Source organism: Priestia sp. 53B2 (assembly GCF_056099005.1).
This window is the reverse complement of the sequence record NZ_JBLZXA010000008.1, coordinates 936,559-952,092: the sequence shown is the minus strand read 5'-3', so window position 1 is coordinate 952,092 and position 15,534 is coordinate 936,559. Positions and strand designations below refer to the sequence as shown.

The 15,534-nt window shown below is 39.0% G+C and carries 13 protein-coding genes and 1 riboswitch; of the genes, 11 read left to right on the top strand and 2 right to left on the bottom strand.

Annotated elements, in window-relative coordinates:
- The first annotated feature begins 19 nt into the window (after positions 1-19).
- Both ACN6NE_RS08275 and ACN6NE_RS08270 read left to right on the top strand, forming a co-directional pair.
- Positions 20-2,383 carry an endonuclease MutS2 gene (locus ACN6NE_RS08275; protein ID WP_474325113.1) on the top strand — a complete coding sequence of 788 codons (2,364 nt, stop codon included), beginning with the start codon at positions 20-22 and terminating at the stop codon, positions 2,381-2,383.
- 181 nt (positions 2,384-2,564) lie between these two features.
- On the top strand, positions 2,565-2,972 hold the full coding sequence (locus ACN6NE_RS08270; protein WP_013059411.1) for a DUF350 domain-containing protein: 408 nt from the start codon (positions 2,565-2,567) through the stop codon (positions 2,970-2,972).
- Positions 2,973-3,123: 151 nt separating this feature from the next.
- Here the strand turns inward: ACN6NE_RS08270 and ACN6NE_RS08265 are convergent, their stop codons facing one another.
- Positions 3,124-4,230 (bottom strand): 5-methyltetrahydropteroyltriglutamate--homocysteine S-methyltransferase, encoded by a 1,107-nt coding sequence (locus ACN6NE_RS08265; protein ID WP_474325111.1) that lies wholly within the window; start codon positions 4,228-4,230, stop codon positions 3,124-3,126.
- 217 nt (positions 4,231-4,447) lie between these two features.
- Between ACN6NE_RS08265 and ACN6NE_RS08260 the strand changes: the two genes are divergently transcribed.
- The 8 genes from ACN6NE_RS08260 to ACN6NE_RS08225 all read left to right on the top strand — a co-directional run bounded on the left by ACN6NE_RS08260 (position 4,448) and on the right by ACN6NE_RS08225 (position 13,833).
- A complete protein-coding gene (locus tag ACN6NE_RS08260) occupies positions 4,448-6,139 on the top strand; it encodes an AMP-binding protein (protein ID WP_474325110.1) in 1,692 nt (563 codons plus the stop codon).
- Between the two features lie 111 nt (positions 6,140-6,250).
- The gene (locus ACN6NE_RS08255; protein ID WP_013059408.1) at positions 6,251-6,835 is read left to right on the top strand and encodes a TetR/AcrR family transcriptional regulator; all 585 of its coding nucleotides are present in this window, start codon (positions 6,251-6,253) and stop codon (positions 6,833-6,835) included.
- A gap of 79 nt (positions 6,836-6,914) precedes the next feature.
- Positions 6,915-7,688, top strand: a complete 774-nt coding sequence (locus tag ACN6NE_RS08250) for an enoyl-CoA hydratase (RefSeq protein WP_129704988.1) — start codon at positions 6,915-6,917, stop codon at positions 7,686-7,688.
- An 18-nt stretch (positions 7,689-7,706) separates the two neighbouring features.
- Complete coding sequence (locus ACN6NE_RS08245; RefSeq protein ID WP_129704986.1) at positions 7,707-8,480, top strand: electron transfer flavoprotein subunit beta/FixA family protein; 774 nt, start codon at positions 7,707-7,709, stop codon at positions 8,478-8,480.
- A 33-nt stretch (positions 8,481-8,513) separates the two neighbouring features.
- Positions 8,514-9,494 carry an electron transfer flavoprotein subunit alpha/FixB family protein gene (locus tag ACN6NE_RS08240; protein ID WP_129704984.1) on the top strand — a complete coding sequence of 327 codons (981 nt, stop codon included), beginning with the start codon at positions 8,514-8,516 and terminating at the stop codon, positions 9,492-9,494.
- Between the two features lie 416 nt (positions 9,495-9,910).
- A complete protein-coding gene (gene trxA, locus ACN6NE_RS08235) occupies positions 9,911-10,225 on the top strand; it encodes a thioredoxin (protein WP_013059404.1) in 315 nt (104 codons plus the stop codon).
- 224 nt (positions 10,226-10,449) lie between these two features.
- Complete coding sequence (gene uvrC / locus ACN6NE_RS08230; RefSeq protein ID WP_057233274.1) at positions 10,450-12,216, top strand: excinuclease ABC subunit UvrC; 1,767 nt, start codon at positions 10,450-10,452, stop codon at positions 12,214-12,216.
- A gap of 65 nt (positions 12,217-12,281) precedes the next feature.
- Positions 12,282-12,459, top strand: a riboswitch (Lysine riboswitch).
- 141 nt (positions 12,460-12,600) lie between these two features.
- Complete coding sequence (locus tag ACN6NE_RS08225; RefSeq protein WP_474325106.1) at positions 12,601-13,833, top strand: aspartate kinase; 1,233 nt, start codon at positions 12,601-12,603, stop codon at positions 13,831-13,833.
- Positions 13,834-13,884: 51 nt separating this feature from the next.
- Here the strand turns inward: ACN6NE_RS08225 and ACN6NE_RS08220 are convergent, their stop codons facing one another.
- Positions 13,885-14,412 carry a YslB family protein gene (locus ACN6NE_RS08220; protein WP_013059401.1) on the bottom strand — a complete coding sequence of 176 codons (528 nt, stop codon included), beginning with the start codon at positions 14,410-14,412 and terminating at the stop codon, positions 13,885-13,887.
- A gap of 489 nt (positions 14,413-14,901) precedes the next feature.
- On the opposite strand from ACN6NE_RS08220, the gene ACN6NE_RS08215 reads away from it, so the two are divergent.
- Positions 14,902-15,510, top strand: coding sequence for a succinate dehydrogenase cytochrome b558 subunit (locus ACN6NE_RS08215; RefSeq protein WP_013059400.1), 609 nt, complete (start codon positions 14,902-14,904; stop codon positions 15,508-15,510).
- The last annotated feature ends 24 nt before the right edge of the window (positions 15,511-15,534 follow it).

The window sequence follows — 15,534 nt, the reverse complement described above, 5'->3', positions numbered from 1 at the left end:
GCAACAGGAGGAATCAGTTTTGCAATCACGTATTTTTCATGTACTAGAGTTTAATAAAGTTAAGGAACAGCTTCAGAAAAAAGTAGCTTCTTCTTTAGGCCGAGAAAAAGTAGCGGATTTGATTCCCTCGACTCAGTATGAAGAAGTAGTCAAATGGCAGGAAGCAACAGATGAAGCTACAACCGTGCTGCGATTGCGTGGCAACGTACCACTAGGGGGCATTTTTGACGTTCGACCTAGCGTGAAGCGCGCTGAAATTGGGGGAACGCTAAGCTCTAATGAACTTCTTGATGTAGCAAGCACTATTTATGCTGCAAGACAAGTCAAGCAATTTATCGAGCAAGTAGTGGAAGACGAAGATTTACAGCTTCCAATTATAACTGAACATATCGAAAAACTAATGCCTCTTCCTGAGGTAGAACAAACAATTAAAATGAGTATTGATGAGAATGGTACAGTGCTAGACGGTGCAAGCGACCAGCTAAGAGGCATTCGTCAAAAACTTCGCTCAACGGAGTCTCGTATTCGCGAAAAGCTAGAAAGCCTTATTCGCTCCTCGTCTGCTCAAAAAATGTTGTCAGATGCAATTGTTACCATTCGAAACGAACGTTTTGTTATTCCTGTTAAGCAAGAATATCGCAGTGCGTATGGAGGCATTGTGCACGATCAGTCTTCATCTGGAGCAACTTTATTTATTGAACCTCAGGCGATTGTGACGTTAAACAATGAGCTTCAAGAAGCAAAAGTAAAAGAAAAACAAGAAATTGAGCGTATTCTCATTGCTTTAACCGTTCAGGTAGCGGAAGTGGCAAATGAACTCCGTCAAAACGTGTATCTGTTAGGTGAGCTGGACTTCATGTTTGCTAAAGGGCGCTATAGCCATGAGCTAAAAGCTTCAAAACCTAAAATGAACGACCGAGGCTATATTAAGTTAGTGAAGGCAAAACATCCTCTTATTGCACAGGAAGACGTCGTTGCGAATGATATTGAGCTAGGTGATCAATATACATCTATCGTTATTACAGGGCCAAATACCGGCGGTAAAACCGTAACGTTAAAAACACTTGGATTATTTACGTTAATGGCTCAAGCGGGTCTGCAGATTCCTGCGCTGGATGGATCGGAAATGGCTGTGTTTAAACACGTATTTGCTGATATTGGAGATGAGCAGTCGATTGAACAAAGTTTGAGTACCTTTTCATCTCATATGGTCAACATTGTAGATATTTTACAAAAAGTAGATCACGAAAGTCTGGTCTTGTTCGATGAATTGGGAGCAGGAACGGATCCTCAAGAAGGTGCAGCGCTTGCGATTTCGATTTTAGATCAAGTGTATGAAAGAGGCGCTCGCGTAGTTGCGACTACTCACTATCCTGAATTAAAAGCGTACGGCTATAACCGTGAAGGAGTGGTCAATGCTAGCGTAGAGTTCGATATTGAAACATTGAGCCCTACTTACAAGCTGTTGATTGGTGTACCGGGCCGAAGCAATGCTTTTGAGATTTCAAAACGTTTAGGTTTAAGTGCTGAAGTAATTGAACGTGCCAAAGGCTATATTGGCTCAGAAACAAATAAAGTAGAAAATATGATTGCCTCTCTTGAAGATAGCCGCCGTCAATCTGAACACGAGCTAGAAGAAGCTGAAGAGCTAAGAAAAGAGGCTCAGAAGCTTCATAAAGAATTACAGAGTCAGATTATTGAGTTTAATGAAAAACGAGATAAGCTGTACGAAAAAGCTGAAGAAAAAGCTCAAGCCACAGTTAAAGCAGCATCTGAAGAAGCAGAGAAAATCATTAGCGATTTGCGTAAAATGAGTCAAAAAAATCATGCGCTTGTAAAAGAGCATGAATTGATTGAGGCGCGTAAGCGTCTAGAAGATGCAGTTCCAACTCTTGAAAAAAGTAAAAAGAAACCGGCTGTGCCGAAAAAACAAGAGCGCACTCTTCAAGCTGGAGATGAAGTGAAAGTCTTAAGCTGGGGACAAAAAGGAACGCTTGTGGAACGAGTAAGCAATAATGAATGGCAAGTACAAATGGGAATCATGAAAATGAAGGTGAAAGAAAAAGACCTCGAATATATCAGTTCTCCAAAACCTGTAGAAACGAAGCCGCTTGCTACGGTAAAAGGAAAAGATTATCATGTAAATCTAGAACTGGATTTAAGAGGAGAGCGCTATGAAAATGCGCTGATTCGAGTTGAAAAATATATTGATGATGCTTTGTTAGCCAACTATCCGCGCGTTTCGATTATCCACGGTAAAGGAACTGGAGCTCTTCGTAAAGGTGTACAGGAATATTTGAAAAATCATCGTTCTGTCAAAAATATTCGTTTCGGAGAGGCTTCTGAAGGAGGTTCTGGCGTTACGGTTGTGGAATTTAAATAAAAGAATGCTGAAATAAAGGTGTCAGTAGATGCGCTGAACAAGCATATATGAAGATAGAAAATCCGACATGGCTCATGGACTATGGTGGTTTTTCTATCTCTTTTAAGAACGATACAAGTAAAGGAAAGAGACCTGTCAGTTCATTACGTGGAGCGTAATATAAATTAGGAGTGATGCAAAAATGAGGGATTTTTGGAAAGACCCGTATATTGAATCCGCCGCTTATTACAGCGTGGTTGTCTTGAGCATTGTCGTCTTTCTTGTTGTGTTTGAGCTCGTTACTAAGTACAAGAATTGGGAAGAGATTCAAAAAGGAAATATGGCTGTTGCGATGGCAACAGGTGGGAAAATATTTGGATTAGCTAATATTTTTCGCTATTCGATTGAGCATAACGACAACTTGTTAAGAATGCTCGGATGGGGAATATATGGGTTCGTTCTTTTACTAGTCAGCTATTTTATTTTCGAATTTTTGACGCCAAAATTTCGAATCGATGATGAAATTGAACAAGATAACAGAGCCGTTGGGTTTATTTCACTTGTTATTTCAATCGGTATGTCCTATGTAATAGGAGCAGGGATAGGATAGGAGAGAGTCATGGAGAAGTTAGCGAAAATTTTACTCGTTTTATGCGGAGTGTTTATGCTTATTGGTCTTATCTATTTATCTATATAGCTTTTCCTAACATTATGATGACAGCAAAAAAGCTGACCTTAAAGCAGGTCAGCTTTTTTAATGATTACTTCCATACGTCTTCAGTAATTGAAATCACGTGCTTTACTTTATCCCACTGCTGTTCTTCAGTTAGTAAATTTCCTTCTTCTGTAGAAGCAAATCCGCACTGGGGACTTAAACAAATTTGATCAAGAGAAACAAATTCTGCCGCTTCAGCAATTCTTTTTTTCACTGCTTCAGGATCTTCTAAATCTCCAAATTTTGATGTGATAAGACCAAGGACAATCTGAAGATCATCTCGCTTTACATGTCGAAGAGGTTCGAATCCTCCTGAGCGTTCATCATCAAATTCTAAAAATAGTCCATCTACGATTAACTGACTGAAAATAGCTTTTGACGCACTTTCATATCCGCCGCTTGCTGTATAAGTAGACTGGAAATTCCCTCTGCAAATATGCATTGTAATGACCATATCATCTGGCTTATGGGCAATGGATTCATTGATCGCATCCGTAAAACGTTTCAGTAATTCTTGGGGCGTGAAACCTTTTGACGCGATTTGTTCTTGTCCTTTTTCTGAGAAAAAGACTGCCCACGCAGTATCATCTAACTGTAAATAGCGGCATCCGGCATCATAAAATGCTTGAATGGCTTTTTGATATGTTTTAACTAAATCAGCAAAAAATACATCCGTATCCGAGTAAGCAGACTCTTCAATATGACCTCTGAAAAACAGCATATTAGGGCTTGGAATGGTGAACTTAGCTACGTGTTCTTTTCCAACAGCTCGATGAAGAAATTTATAATCTTCAATCATAGGGTGGTGATTAAAATCTAATTTTCCAGTCACTTTTATACCGTGAGCTTTTGTTTGGACTCCGTGAAACTGAATTCCCGACTCTGCTTCGTAAAGTTCTACGCCAACAAGCTCTGACAGAAAATCAAAGTGCCACCAGGCGCGGCGAAACTCACCGTCTGTGACGGCTTTTAATCCAATTTGTTTTTGCTTTTCTACGAGCTTACGAATTTCTTCATCTTCAATTGCTCGAAGCTGTTTCTTTGTCATTTCCCCGTTTTCCACTTGTAATCGTGCTTGCTTGATACGCTCGGGACGCAAAAAGCTTCCAACGTGATCTGCTTTGAACGGTCCTTTAGTCAATGTTGTTGTCAATTCATACAGCTCCTTAAAAAAATCTAATTTTTATTATATACAAAAAATTCGGATAATGTACAGGGGTAAATCCAATTTTTATTTATTACGCTGCAGGATGAAAAAGTGATTAGGCAGGAAAGAGAACATTCAATAACGATTGCATCTAAAAAAAGAATGAACTATAATTTTAATTAGAAAATTCTAATTTTTTATTTTTTTGAGGGAGAGGATACGTGTGGAATCCACCGAAAAGATATGGCTTTCTCAATATCCGGATGAAATACCTGCTACGCTTCATTATGAACAAAAAAATTTAGCACAGCTTTTTGAAGAAGCAGTTCAAAAGGATCCTAAAAAAAGCGCAATCTATTTTCTAGGGAAAAAAATGACGTTTTCCCAGCTGCATCAAGATTCTCTAAAGCTGTCATCTTACCTTATTGAACGGGGATTAAAAAGAGGGGATAGAGTAGCCATTATGCTTCCAAATTGCCCTCAAGCAGTCATTTCCTTTTATGCTGTTCTTCTTGCTGGAGGAGTAGTCGTTCAAACAAACCCTTTGTATACGGAAAGAGAGTTAGAGTATCAGCTTAATGATTCAGAAGCGACCATGATTATTGCACTCGATTTGCTATATCCGCGTGTAGTAAAAATGAAAGCGTTAACAAAGATAAAGCACGTAGTCATTACCTCTATTCAAGATTATCTCCCATTTCCCAAAAACATAATCTATCCATTTATTCAGCGCAAGCAGCAGAAGATAAGCGTGGATGTGAGTCATACAGAGACTACTCATTTATTTAAACGTATTATAAATGAATCCTCTCCAGCAGTATGTAACGCTGAGGGAATTTCAGACGAAGATATCGCGATTTTACAATACACCGGAGGAACAACAGGTTTTCCAAAAGGAGTCATGCTTACTCATAAAAACTTGGTAGCCAATGCAACGATGTGTTCACATTGGTTATACCGCTGCAAGCATGGAGAAGAAAAAGTGCTTGGAATTATCCCATTTTTTCATGTGTATGGTTTAACAACGGTTCTTGTTCTATCGGTTTTGCAAAACTATGAGATGGTTCTTCTGCCTAAATTTGATGCAAAAACGACGCTCAAAACCATTCATAAGCAGAAGCCTACTTTATTTCCAGGTGCTCCGACAATTTACATCGCATTATTAAACCATCCTGATTTAGCGAAATACAACCTATCTTCCATTGATTCATGTATGAGCGGTTCGGCTCCACTTCCTGTGGAAGTGCAGGAGCAGTTTGAAAAGCTCACCGGAGGTAAACTAGTGGAAGGATATGGCTTAACGGAAACCTCTCCTGTCACTCATGCTAATTTTCTTTGGGAAGAGAGAATATCAGGAAGCATTGGAGTGCCTTGGCCAGACACAGATGCCAAAATTCTATCTTTTGAAACAGGTAAAGAAGCTGCTGTCAGCGAAGTAGGAGAAATTGCAGTTAAAGGTCCTCAGGTAATGAAAGGATATTGGAAGCAGCCTGAAGAAACAGAGGCTGTGATGCGAGACGGATGGTTGCTAACAGGTGATGTTGGCTATATGGATGATAAAGGTTATTTTTATGTAGTAGACCGAAAGAAAGATATTATTATTGCCGGGGGATATAATATCTATCCTCGAGAAGTTGAAGAAGTATTATATGAGCATGAAAAAATTCAAGAAGCTGTAGTGGTGGGTGTTCCTGACCCATATAGAGGAGAAACGGTGAAGGCTTACATTGTATTAAAAAATGGTGTAAGATGTACTGAAGAAGAGTTAAATGAGTTTTCTAGAAAGTATTTAGCTGCTTATAAAGTTCCGCGCCTTTATGAATTTCGAAATGAGCTTCCAAAAACAGCGGTCGGTAAGATTTTGCGACGAGCGTTGATTGATGAAGAAAATGAAAAGCATAAAAAGGCGACGTAATCGATCGTCGCCTTTAATTTTTTACTGAAACGTAATTGACAGATACTTGCGGTTTCTTTATTATAAAGATATGAATGAATAATCATTCATATTTTAAAGGAGCGTATAAGATTGAGAAGAAATAAGCCAAAGTATAAACAGATTATCGATGCAGCTGTAGTAGTAATAGCAGAAAACGGATACCACAATGCTCAGGTTTCTAAAATCGCTAAGCAGGCTGGAGTTGCAGACGGTACGATATATTTATATTTTAAAAACAAAGAAGATGTCTTGATTTCCTTGTTTCAAGAGAAGATGGGACAATTTGTAGAAAAAATTTATGAAGAACTGGCGGGAATTGAAACCGCAGCAGAAAAACTTCATGTGTTAATTGACAAACATTTTTCGTTTCTAGCGGAGGATCATCATTTAGCTACAGTGACACAGCTCGAACTGCGTCAATCGAACAAAGATTTAAGATTGAAAATTAACGATGTATTAAAAGATTATCTGACTCTTATTGATTCTATTTTGCAGACAGGAATCGAAACGGGTGAGTTTTCTGAAAATATAGATATTCGTCTTGCGCGACAGATGATTTTTGGAACGATTGATGAAACTGTTACAACATGGGTAATGAACGATCATCGATATGGTCTAATAGAATCGGTAGATAAAGTCCATTCCCTGCTGTTAAACGGCTGCAGCGGCTCATAATGGTAAGTGAGCCTGCTGCTCCCCTGCGAGGGGAAAAGCGCAAGGTAATGAAAATAGGAAGAAAGGGTGGCGTAAACAAATGGAGATTATCCAGGTTGAAACTGTTGATGCAATAAGCTTCATTACGTTGAATAGACAACCTGCTAACGCTTTGTCTCAAGATTTATTAAAAGATCTTTCAAGTGTTTTAAAACATTTAGAAGATAGTAAAGAGACAAGGGTTATCGTCATTAAAGGTGAAGGGAAATTCTTTTGTGCCGGGGCTGATATAAAAGAATTCACATCACTTCAGCAGGAAAAAGAATATGAGAAGCTTGCTGTTAACGGTCAAGAGCTCTTTGAGTATATTGAAAATTACCCAAAACCAGTTATTGCAGCTATTCATGGCGCTGCTTTAGGCGGAGGATTGGAGCTTGCTATGAGCTGTCATATCCGTTTGGTAACAGAAAACGCTAAGCTGGGCTTGCCTGAGCTTCAGTTAGGAATTATACCAGGATTTGGAGGAACTCAGCGATTGCCTCGTTATGTAGGAGTTCATAAGGCTTGTGAGATGATGCTGACAAGTGATCCAATATCTGGAAGAGAGGCAGTGGAGTTAGGATTGGCAAATGCAGCTTTTGAAGAAAGTCAGCTTATCAATGAAACATTTTTACTTGCTAGAAAAATTGCCAAAAAAAGCCCAATCTCTGTTAAAGCTACTTTGCAGCTGCTTCAGCATGTAAAAACAGATGCTTATTACAGCGGCATCAAAAAAGAAGCGCAGTTTTTTGGAAGCGTATTCAAAAGCCGGGATGCTCAAGAAGGCGTAGCCGCTTTTATTGAAAAGCGCCAGCCTAAATTTTTAGGAAAATAAGCTTAGGAGGGGAATTGAATGAATATTTACGTGTTAGTAAAAAGAACATTCGATACAGAGGAGAAACTTTCATTAAAAAATGGTCAAATTGTTGAAGATGGGGCTGAATTTATTATTAATCCTTACGATGAGTATGCAGTTGAAGAAGCTATTCAGCTAAAGGAAAAGCATGGCGGTGAGATTACGGTCGTGAGTGTAGGAGGGGAAGAATCAGAAAAAGAACTCCGAACAGCTTTGGCTATGGGAGCAGATAAAGCGGTTTTAATCAATACGGAAGATGACATAGAAGATGGCGATCAGTACACGACTTCTAGGCTGCTGGCACAGTACTTAAAAGAACAATCTCCTGACTTGATTTTGGCAGGAAACGTAGCGATTGACGGAGGTTCGGGCCAAGTGGGACCGCGCGTAGCAGAACAGTTAGAAATCCCTTATATTACGACCATTACAAAATTGGATATCGAAGGTGAAAAAGTGACTGTTGTACGCGATGTGGAAGGTGATTCAGAGGTTATCGAAACGTCGCTTCCACTTTTAGTAACAGCTCAGCAGGGACTGAACGAACCTCGCTATCCATCTCTTCCAGGGATTATGAAAGCGAAGAAGAAACCGTTGGTTGAAGTGGAATTGGATGATTTAGATTTAGAAGAAGATGATGTAGAAGCAAAAACAAAGACAATTGAAATTTATTTGCCTCCGAAAAAAGACGCAGGGCGCGTATTACAAGGAGATATAAAAGATCAAGTGACAGAACTGGTCAATTTACTGCATAAGGAAGCAAAAGTCATTTAATAAGTCAAAAGTCAAAACAATGGGGGTATTGCAATGGGACGCAAAGTGTTAGTTCTAGGAGAAGCACGTGATGGGGGATTACGAAACGTATCGTTTGAAGCGATTTCCGCAGCGTCTACTGTAGCTGACGGCGGGGAAATTGTTGCAGCGTTAGTAGGAAAGGACGTAAAAGCTTTAAGTGAAGAGCTTATTGCGTACGGAGCGAATAAAGTTGTTGTGACGGAGCATGAAGATTTAGCTGCTTACACATCAGATGGTTATGCTCAGGCGTTATTAGCCATCATTGAAAGTGAACAGCCTGAAGCTATCGTATTTGGCCATACGGCTCTTGGCAAAGACCTAGCGCCAAAACTGGCAGCTCGCTTAGACAAAGGACTTATCTCCGATGTGACGGATGTAGAAGTTGGAGGGGGTCAAGTAGTCTTCACCCGCCCAATTTATTCTGGTAAAGCATTTGAAAAGAAAATCATGACCGATGCTTTTACGTTTGTCACGATTCGTCCAAATAATATTTCACCGCTTGCAAAAGAAGAGGGACGTACAGGCGATGTAGAGGATTTAAATGTTGAAATCAAAAACCTGCGTACAGTTGTAAAAGAAGTTGTACGGAAAGCAACGCAAGGGGTTGATTTATCCGAAGCAAAAGTCGTGATTGCAGGTGGTCGAGGTGTAAAAAGCACGGAAGGCTTTGGACCTCTCCAAGAACTAGCGGACGTGTTAAATGGAGCTGTTGGGGCATCTCGCGGAGCGTGCGATGCAGATTACTGCGACTATTCTCTTCAGATCGGTCAGACGGGCAAAGTAGTCACACCAGATTTATACATTGCCTGCGGAATCTCAGGAGCCATTCAGCATTTGGCCGGCATGTCAAATTCAAAAATTATTGTTGCCATTAACAAAGATCCTGAGGCGAATATTTTTAAAGTAGCTGATTACGGAATCGTTGGAGATTTATTTGAAGTGGTGCCTCTGCTAACGGAAGAATTTAAAAAGCTGAAAGTACAGTCTGCGTAAGAGGCTGGGACAAAAGTATTTTAGACGAAGTGAAAAACGAACCATTGATCAAGATGTTTGATTAGTGGTTCGTTTTTTTGTTAGGATAAACGTAGCTTTCATGTGTGTGGGTCTTTCTAGCAGTTGATTGGAGGGCAAGGCGAAGACTCCTGCAGAAAGCGAATTCTTGCACAGAAATCAACTGCGGTGTCACAAGCGGTTCAGCCCTTGTATTTGTTCGTCTTTAGACGGGATTCATTTCGTTATGTCTCAACCTCATGGAAAACAAAATTTTCTACGTATGTTTTTATGTGAATTGTACAAACTAGAGCGGAGAATAAACAGTATAAATGTAAGCAAAAAGTTAGCAAACCTTATTTGAAGGTGATATACTGTGAGTAGAATTTGGATATTGCATATATTTAGGAGGAATTAAAATGGCTATTGCACATGCTACAGATAAAAACTTTACAGATGAAATTAAATCAGGCCTAGTGCTTGTTGACTTTTGGGCACCATGGTGTGGCCCTTGTAAAATGATTGCTCCAGTTCTTGAAGAAATCGATGGCGAACTTAACGATAAAGTTAAAATCGTGAAAGTAGACGTTGATGAAAACCAAGAAACGGCTGGAAAATTTGGTGTTATGAGTATCCCAACTTTAGTATTATTTAAAGATGGAGAGAAAGTTGACCAAGTAGTTGGTTTCCAACCAAAAGAAGCATTAACAGAATTAATTAATAAACACGCGTAAGTCAAAACCTAGCTCAGGCTAGGTTTTTTCTTTTTCTCCACTTTTTCTCTTTTGGGAATACTTTTATTTAGCGAATATGCGTTCGTTTGTTTTATACTAGATGTAAGGAACACCGCCATAAATCAGGCTTATGTGCATGTATTGTAAGGCAGGAAAGAATGTAGGTTACGCTTCATAAGCGAATGTATAGATGGACAGAGTAAGAGAAGAGGAAGGAGAAAAATATGAACGATTATTTAAAAGAAAAGCTGGCTATTTTACCGGATCAGCCCGGCTGTTACTTGATGAAAGATAAATATGGAACGGTCATTTACGTAGGAAAAGCAAAAGTATTAAAAAATCGAGTGCGCTCCTACTTTACCGGATCTCATGACGGAAAGACGCTTCGACTTGTAAACGACATTGTCGATTTTGAATATATCGTCACATCTTCTAATTTAGAAGCACTTATTTTAGAAATGAATTTAATTAAAAAGCATGATCCAAAATACAATATCATGCTTAAAGATGATAAGGGTTATCCCTTTATTAAGATTACAGCTGAAAAACAGCCCCGACTTGTTATTACAAGAAAAATAAAAAAAGATAAAGGGAAATACTTCGGTCCTTATCCTAACGTTCAAGCTGCAAATGAAACAAAGCGGCTTCTTGATCGCATTTATCCATTAAGAAAGTGCTCTACCATGCCAGACAGGCCTTGTTTGTATTACCATATCGGGCAATGTCTAGCTCCTTGCGTAAAAGAAGTAAAAGAAGAGCAAAACAAACAAATTATTGAAAATATCACGCGGTTTTTAAATGGTGGATATGAGCATGTCAAAACAGAGTTAACTGAAAAAATGTTAAAAGCTTCAGAAGAACTTGACTTTGAACGGGCTAAAGAATATCGAGATCAAATTGCTCATATCGAAGCGACAATGGAAAAGCAAAAAGTAACGTTTAATGATTTTGTTAATCGAGATGTGTTTGGCTATTCTTATGATAAGGGCTGGATGTGTGTTCAAGTTTTCTTTATTCGCCAAGGGAAATTAATTGAGCGAGAAGTTTCTATGTTTCCTTTTTATAAAGAGCCAGAAGAAGATTTCTTAACTTTTATCGGTCAGTTTTATGCCAAAAATATTAAGCCAAAAGAAGTGATGGTTCCAGCAACGATTGATGCAGAGTTGGCTGAGAAATTAGTAGAAGTAGAGGTTCAGCATCCAAAGCGAGGCAAAAAGAAAGAATTAGTAGAACTTGCGTGTAAAAATGCAAAAATTGCGCTCGGTGAAAAATTCTATTTAATTGAACGAGATGAAGAGCGCACGGTTGGCGCAGTTGAACGGTTAGGAGAAGAGCTTGGAATTGCCGCTCCTTATCGGATTGAAGCATTTGATAATTCAAATATTCAAGGAACAGACCCAGTTTCTGCGATGATTGTTTTTGTTGATGGGAAACCGGAAAAGAAAGAATATCGCAAATATAAAATTAAGACCGTAAAGGGACCAGATGATTACAGTTCCATGAGAGAAGTAGTTCGCAGACGGTATTCCAGAGCGTTAAAAGAAGGTCTTCCGCTTCCAGATTTAATTGTTGTAGATGGAGGCAAAGGGCATTTAGCTGCAGTACAGGACGTTCTCGAAAATGAATTGGGACTTTTAGTGCCTACAGCAGGTCTTGTCAAAGATGATAAGCACAGAACCTCCAACCTGATGATTGGTGAGCCTCCTCAAATCATACCGCTTGAACGCAATAGTCAAGAATTTTATTTGCTTCAGCGAATTCAAGATGAAGTTCACCGCTTTGCGATTACCTTCCACCGTCAAGTGCGCTCTAAGTCCGCTTTTCAGTCCGTTCTGGACGACATTCCGGGAGTGGGAGAAAAGCGTAAAAAAGCTTTGTTAAAGTATTTTGGTTCGGTGAAAAAATTGAAAGAAGCAACGGTTGAAGATATTCGGAATTCAGGTGTTCCTCAAAACATTGCTGAAAAAATTTATGAAACATTGCAAAAATAGTCTTGAAATAATAGAAAATATTTGATAAGCTATTAACTAATTTCATACGACACTTCATCAAATGAAGTGAAGATAGAGGTGCAAATTTAATCAGTACGTATCAGGAAGGGTATGAGCTCTTATGAATGATGCGGAAAGGGAAATTTGCCGAAGTGAACATTACCTCATAGTAATGATTGCTGGTTCTGCGTTGAATAAACGTAGGATTGTCAAGATGTAGATTCTTGGAGAGCTATCTCACGGCAGTGGACGGTTATGTTTTATAATTTTCGTTCGTTAAGCAATGAGAGCTCATCTCATTGCTTTTTTTATTGTCTGAGTAAAAAAAATTAGCTTCTCATCATCCTGCATATGCAAATTTATTGAAAAGGAATGAACAAAATTATGGCATTAATCGTTCAAAAATTTGGTGGAACATCTGTTGGTTCTGTTGAACGTATCCAACATGTAGCAAACCGTGTTATCCAAGAAGTAGAGCGCGGTAACCAAGTAGTTGTTGTTGTATCGGCAATGGGCAAAACTACAGATGCACTGGTGAAATTAGCAAGTGATATTACGGGCAGTCCAAGCAAACGCGAAATGGATATGCTTCTTACAACTGGAGAACAAGTAACGATTTCCCTGTTAACAATGGCTCTTCAATGCAAAGGGCATGAAGCAACTTCGCTAACAGGTTGGCAAGCTGGTATTCAGACGGAAGCAGTTCACAGCAATGCACGAATCCAGCACATTGACACGACTCTTATTCAAAGCCAATTAGATAGAGGTCGAATCGTAGTAGTAGCTGGATTCCAAGGCTGTTCAGAAGATGGAAGCATTACAACATTAGGTCGAGGCGGCTCTGACACGACGGCAGTAGCTCTTGCCGCAGCATTAAAAGCTGCAAAATGTGATATTTATACAGACGTAACAGGAGTGTTTACGACAGATCCGCGCTATGTAGAAGATGCTCGTAAGCTTCACTCTATTTCATATGACGAAATGTTAGAATTAGCCAATTTGGGAGCAGGGGTGCTGCATCCGCGCGCTGTTGAGTTTGCAAAAAATTATCAGGTACCGCTAGAAGTGCGTTCAAGCTTAGAAAATGAGAATGGAACGATTGTTGAGGAGGAAGTTTCAATGGAACAAAACTTAGTCGTAAGAGGAATTGCGTTTGAAGATAATATTTCACGGGTGACAATTGAAGGGTTAAACAACGAGTTGCAAACTCTTTCTACTATTTTTACAGCATTAGCAAAAGAACAGTTAAATGTGGACATTATTATTCAAAACGTAACGGCTAATAATCGTCTCTCTATCTCATTTTCTATTAAAACCGTAGACGTAGACGCCGCTCTTGCCGTCTTAAAAGAGTATAAATCTACTTTAGGATATACGCGTATTGAACATGAAAGCGGTCTGGCTAAAGTATCAATTGTCGGCTCTGGCATGATTTCTAATCCAGGCGTTGCAGCCGAAATGTTTGAAGTGCTGGCAGGAGAGAAAATTGAAGTGAAGATGGTCAGCACGTCTGAAATTAAAGTATCTACAGTTGTACCGCACGCTGATATGGTAAAAGCTGTTGAGACGCTTCACGTAGCATTTGAATTAGAAGAGCAGCAAGCAGTGCAAGTATAAAGAAGAGAAAAAAGACGTGGTATCTCCACGTCTTTTATATATACGTATTTCCTACTTTTTATAACGCTCCGCGCGTGTTTCGGTAGGTAAGATATCTTTTCGGTCCCACTGCACGGAAATCAGCACTTTTCCGTTCTTTTCTTTATGTGTTAGGTAGGCTTCTGTTAGGCAGTTGTTTTGACGCTGAATCTGTTCAGCCACAAATCCTGACTCAAGATGAAACGAACAAGTTTCCTGCTGAAATCTTTTGCTGACCACATCACCTGATAACTCAAGCTCTAGTGAATATTTATCTTTTTTTGCGAGCGTCAGTGTTCCCCAGGAAGCTGCTTTAAAAAAAGCGACGATTTCATCCATTGTATTTAACGGGTATTTCCGCGCAAGGTGTTTTCCTGCCCAGTATGAAATGGTATTCGTTTCGTCTCCAAGAAGCTCTGGAATTAACACGTCACGCAAAAGGCTGTATCCGAAATATGAAACGTGATCAAGAGTTCTCTCTGTTTCAGCTGTGACATTAGGTTCTGATGTTTCCATCGTCTCTTCAAGTTCTTGCTGTGATTCTGTTTGTAAATTGCTCATGCTTTCCCCTCTTTCTTTACTACTATTATATACAAATCTAAAAAACCTCTCACGCATTTTTTTAATAAAATGTAAGAGGATCTTTATTATGGTAAAAAGAGTTAGATGTAAAGATAAAAAATCCATAATATACCTTTTAAAAGGGTACTTTTACCTGTGTAAATGTTTTGTGAACTTGTTTACAATAAAAGTATAAAGTAAACGCTTACTTAGTTGTGGCAAGCAATATTATAATAGAAAGAAAAAATCTGTAACATCAATATAGTAAGCGTTAACAAATATAAAATTTTATAAATTTATATTTTATAGAAGATTTAAATATCTTGCCTTGACGCTCTTAATCGATGGGAGTAAAATTAACCTGTCACATACTTTATTAGGAAATGCAAAGGTTTTCATTTCCTCTATTCACGATTAATCTATTTGTCTAGTGGGAGTAAGAAAGTTCTTCACAAACTATGTTCATTTAACTAAGGGGGGTCTACGCAGATGGCGGCAAACAGAGAGTTTCAATATCGGAGAATCCATTCATTACTTGGGGTAATACCAATCGGGATTTTCTTAACACAGCATTTAGTTGTGAATCATTTCGCGACAAAGGGAGAAGAATCATTTAATCAAGCAGCTCACTTCATGGAGAGCTTACCTTTCCGCTATGCTCTAGAAATTTTCATTATTTTCTTACCAATCGTTTTTCACGCAATATACGGTCTTTACATTGCATTCACTGCTAAAACAAACGTTAACAACTATGGGTTTTTCCGTAACTGGATGTTTATCCTTCAGCGTGTTTCAGGTGTAATCACACTTATCTTCATCACATGGCACGTATGGGAAACCAGAATACAAGCTGCGCTTGGAAAAGAAGTAGATTTTCAAATGATGGAACGAATTTTAAGCAACCCGGCAATGCTTGCATTCTACATAGTTGGTGTTGTATCTACGATCTTCCACTTTGCAAACGGTCTATGGTCATTTGGAGTTAGCTGGGGGTTAACTGTAACACCACGTTCTCAAAGAATTTCAACTTATGTGACATTAGCAATCTTCTTAGCACTTACATTTGTAGGTGTTCGTACATTATTCGCATTTGCATAAAATTAAGGTTTTGAAGGAGTGGGG

Excerpts from the sequence above, each read along its gene's own strand:
- ACN6NE_RS08270 (WP_013059411.1), top strand. The coding sequence starts at position 2,565 with ATGAGGGATTTTTGGAAAGACCCGTATATTGAATCCGCCGCTTATTAC.
- ACN6NE_RS08250 (WP_129704988.1), top strand. The coding sequence starts at position 6,915 with ATGGAGATTATCCAGGTTGAAACTGTTGATGCAATAAGCTTCATTACG.
- ACN6NE_RS08245 (WP_129704986.1), top strand. The coding sequence starts at position 7,707 with ATGAATATTTACGTGTTAGTAAAAAGAACATTCGATACAGAGGAGAAA.
- ACN6NE_RS08240 (WP_129704984.1), top strand. The coding sequence starts at position 8,514 with ATGGGACGCAAAGTGTTAGTTCTAGGAGAAGCACGTGATGGGGGATTA.
- trxA (WP_013059404.1), top strand. The coding sequence starts at position 9,911 with ATGGCTATTGCACATGCTACAGATAAAAACTTTACAGATGAAATTAAA.
- uvrC (WP_057233274.1), top strand. The coding sequence starts at position 10,450 with ATGAACGATTATTTAAAAGAAAAGCTGGCTATTTTACCGGATCAGCCC.
- ACN6NE_RS08225 (WP_474325106.1), top strand. The coding sequence starts at position 12,601 with ATGGCATTAATCGTTCAAAAATTTGGTGGAACATCTGTTGGTTCTGTT.
- ACN6NE_RS08220 (WP_013059401.1), bottom strand. The coding sequence starts at position 14,412 with ATGAGCAATTTACAAACAGAATCACAGCAAGAACTTGAAGAGACGATG.
- ACN6NE_RS08215 (WP_013059400.1), top strand. The coding sequence starts at position 14,902 with ATGGCGGCAAACAGAGAGTTTCAATATCGGAGAATCCATTCATTACTT.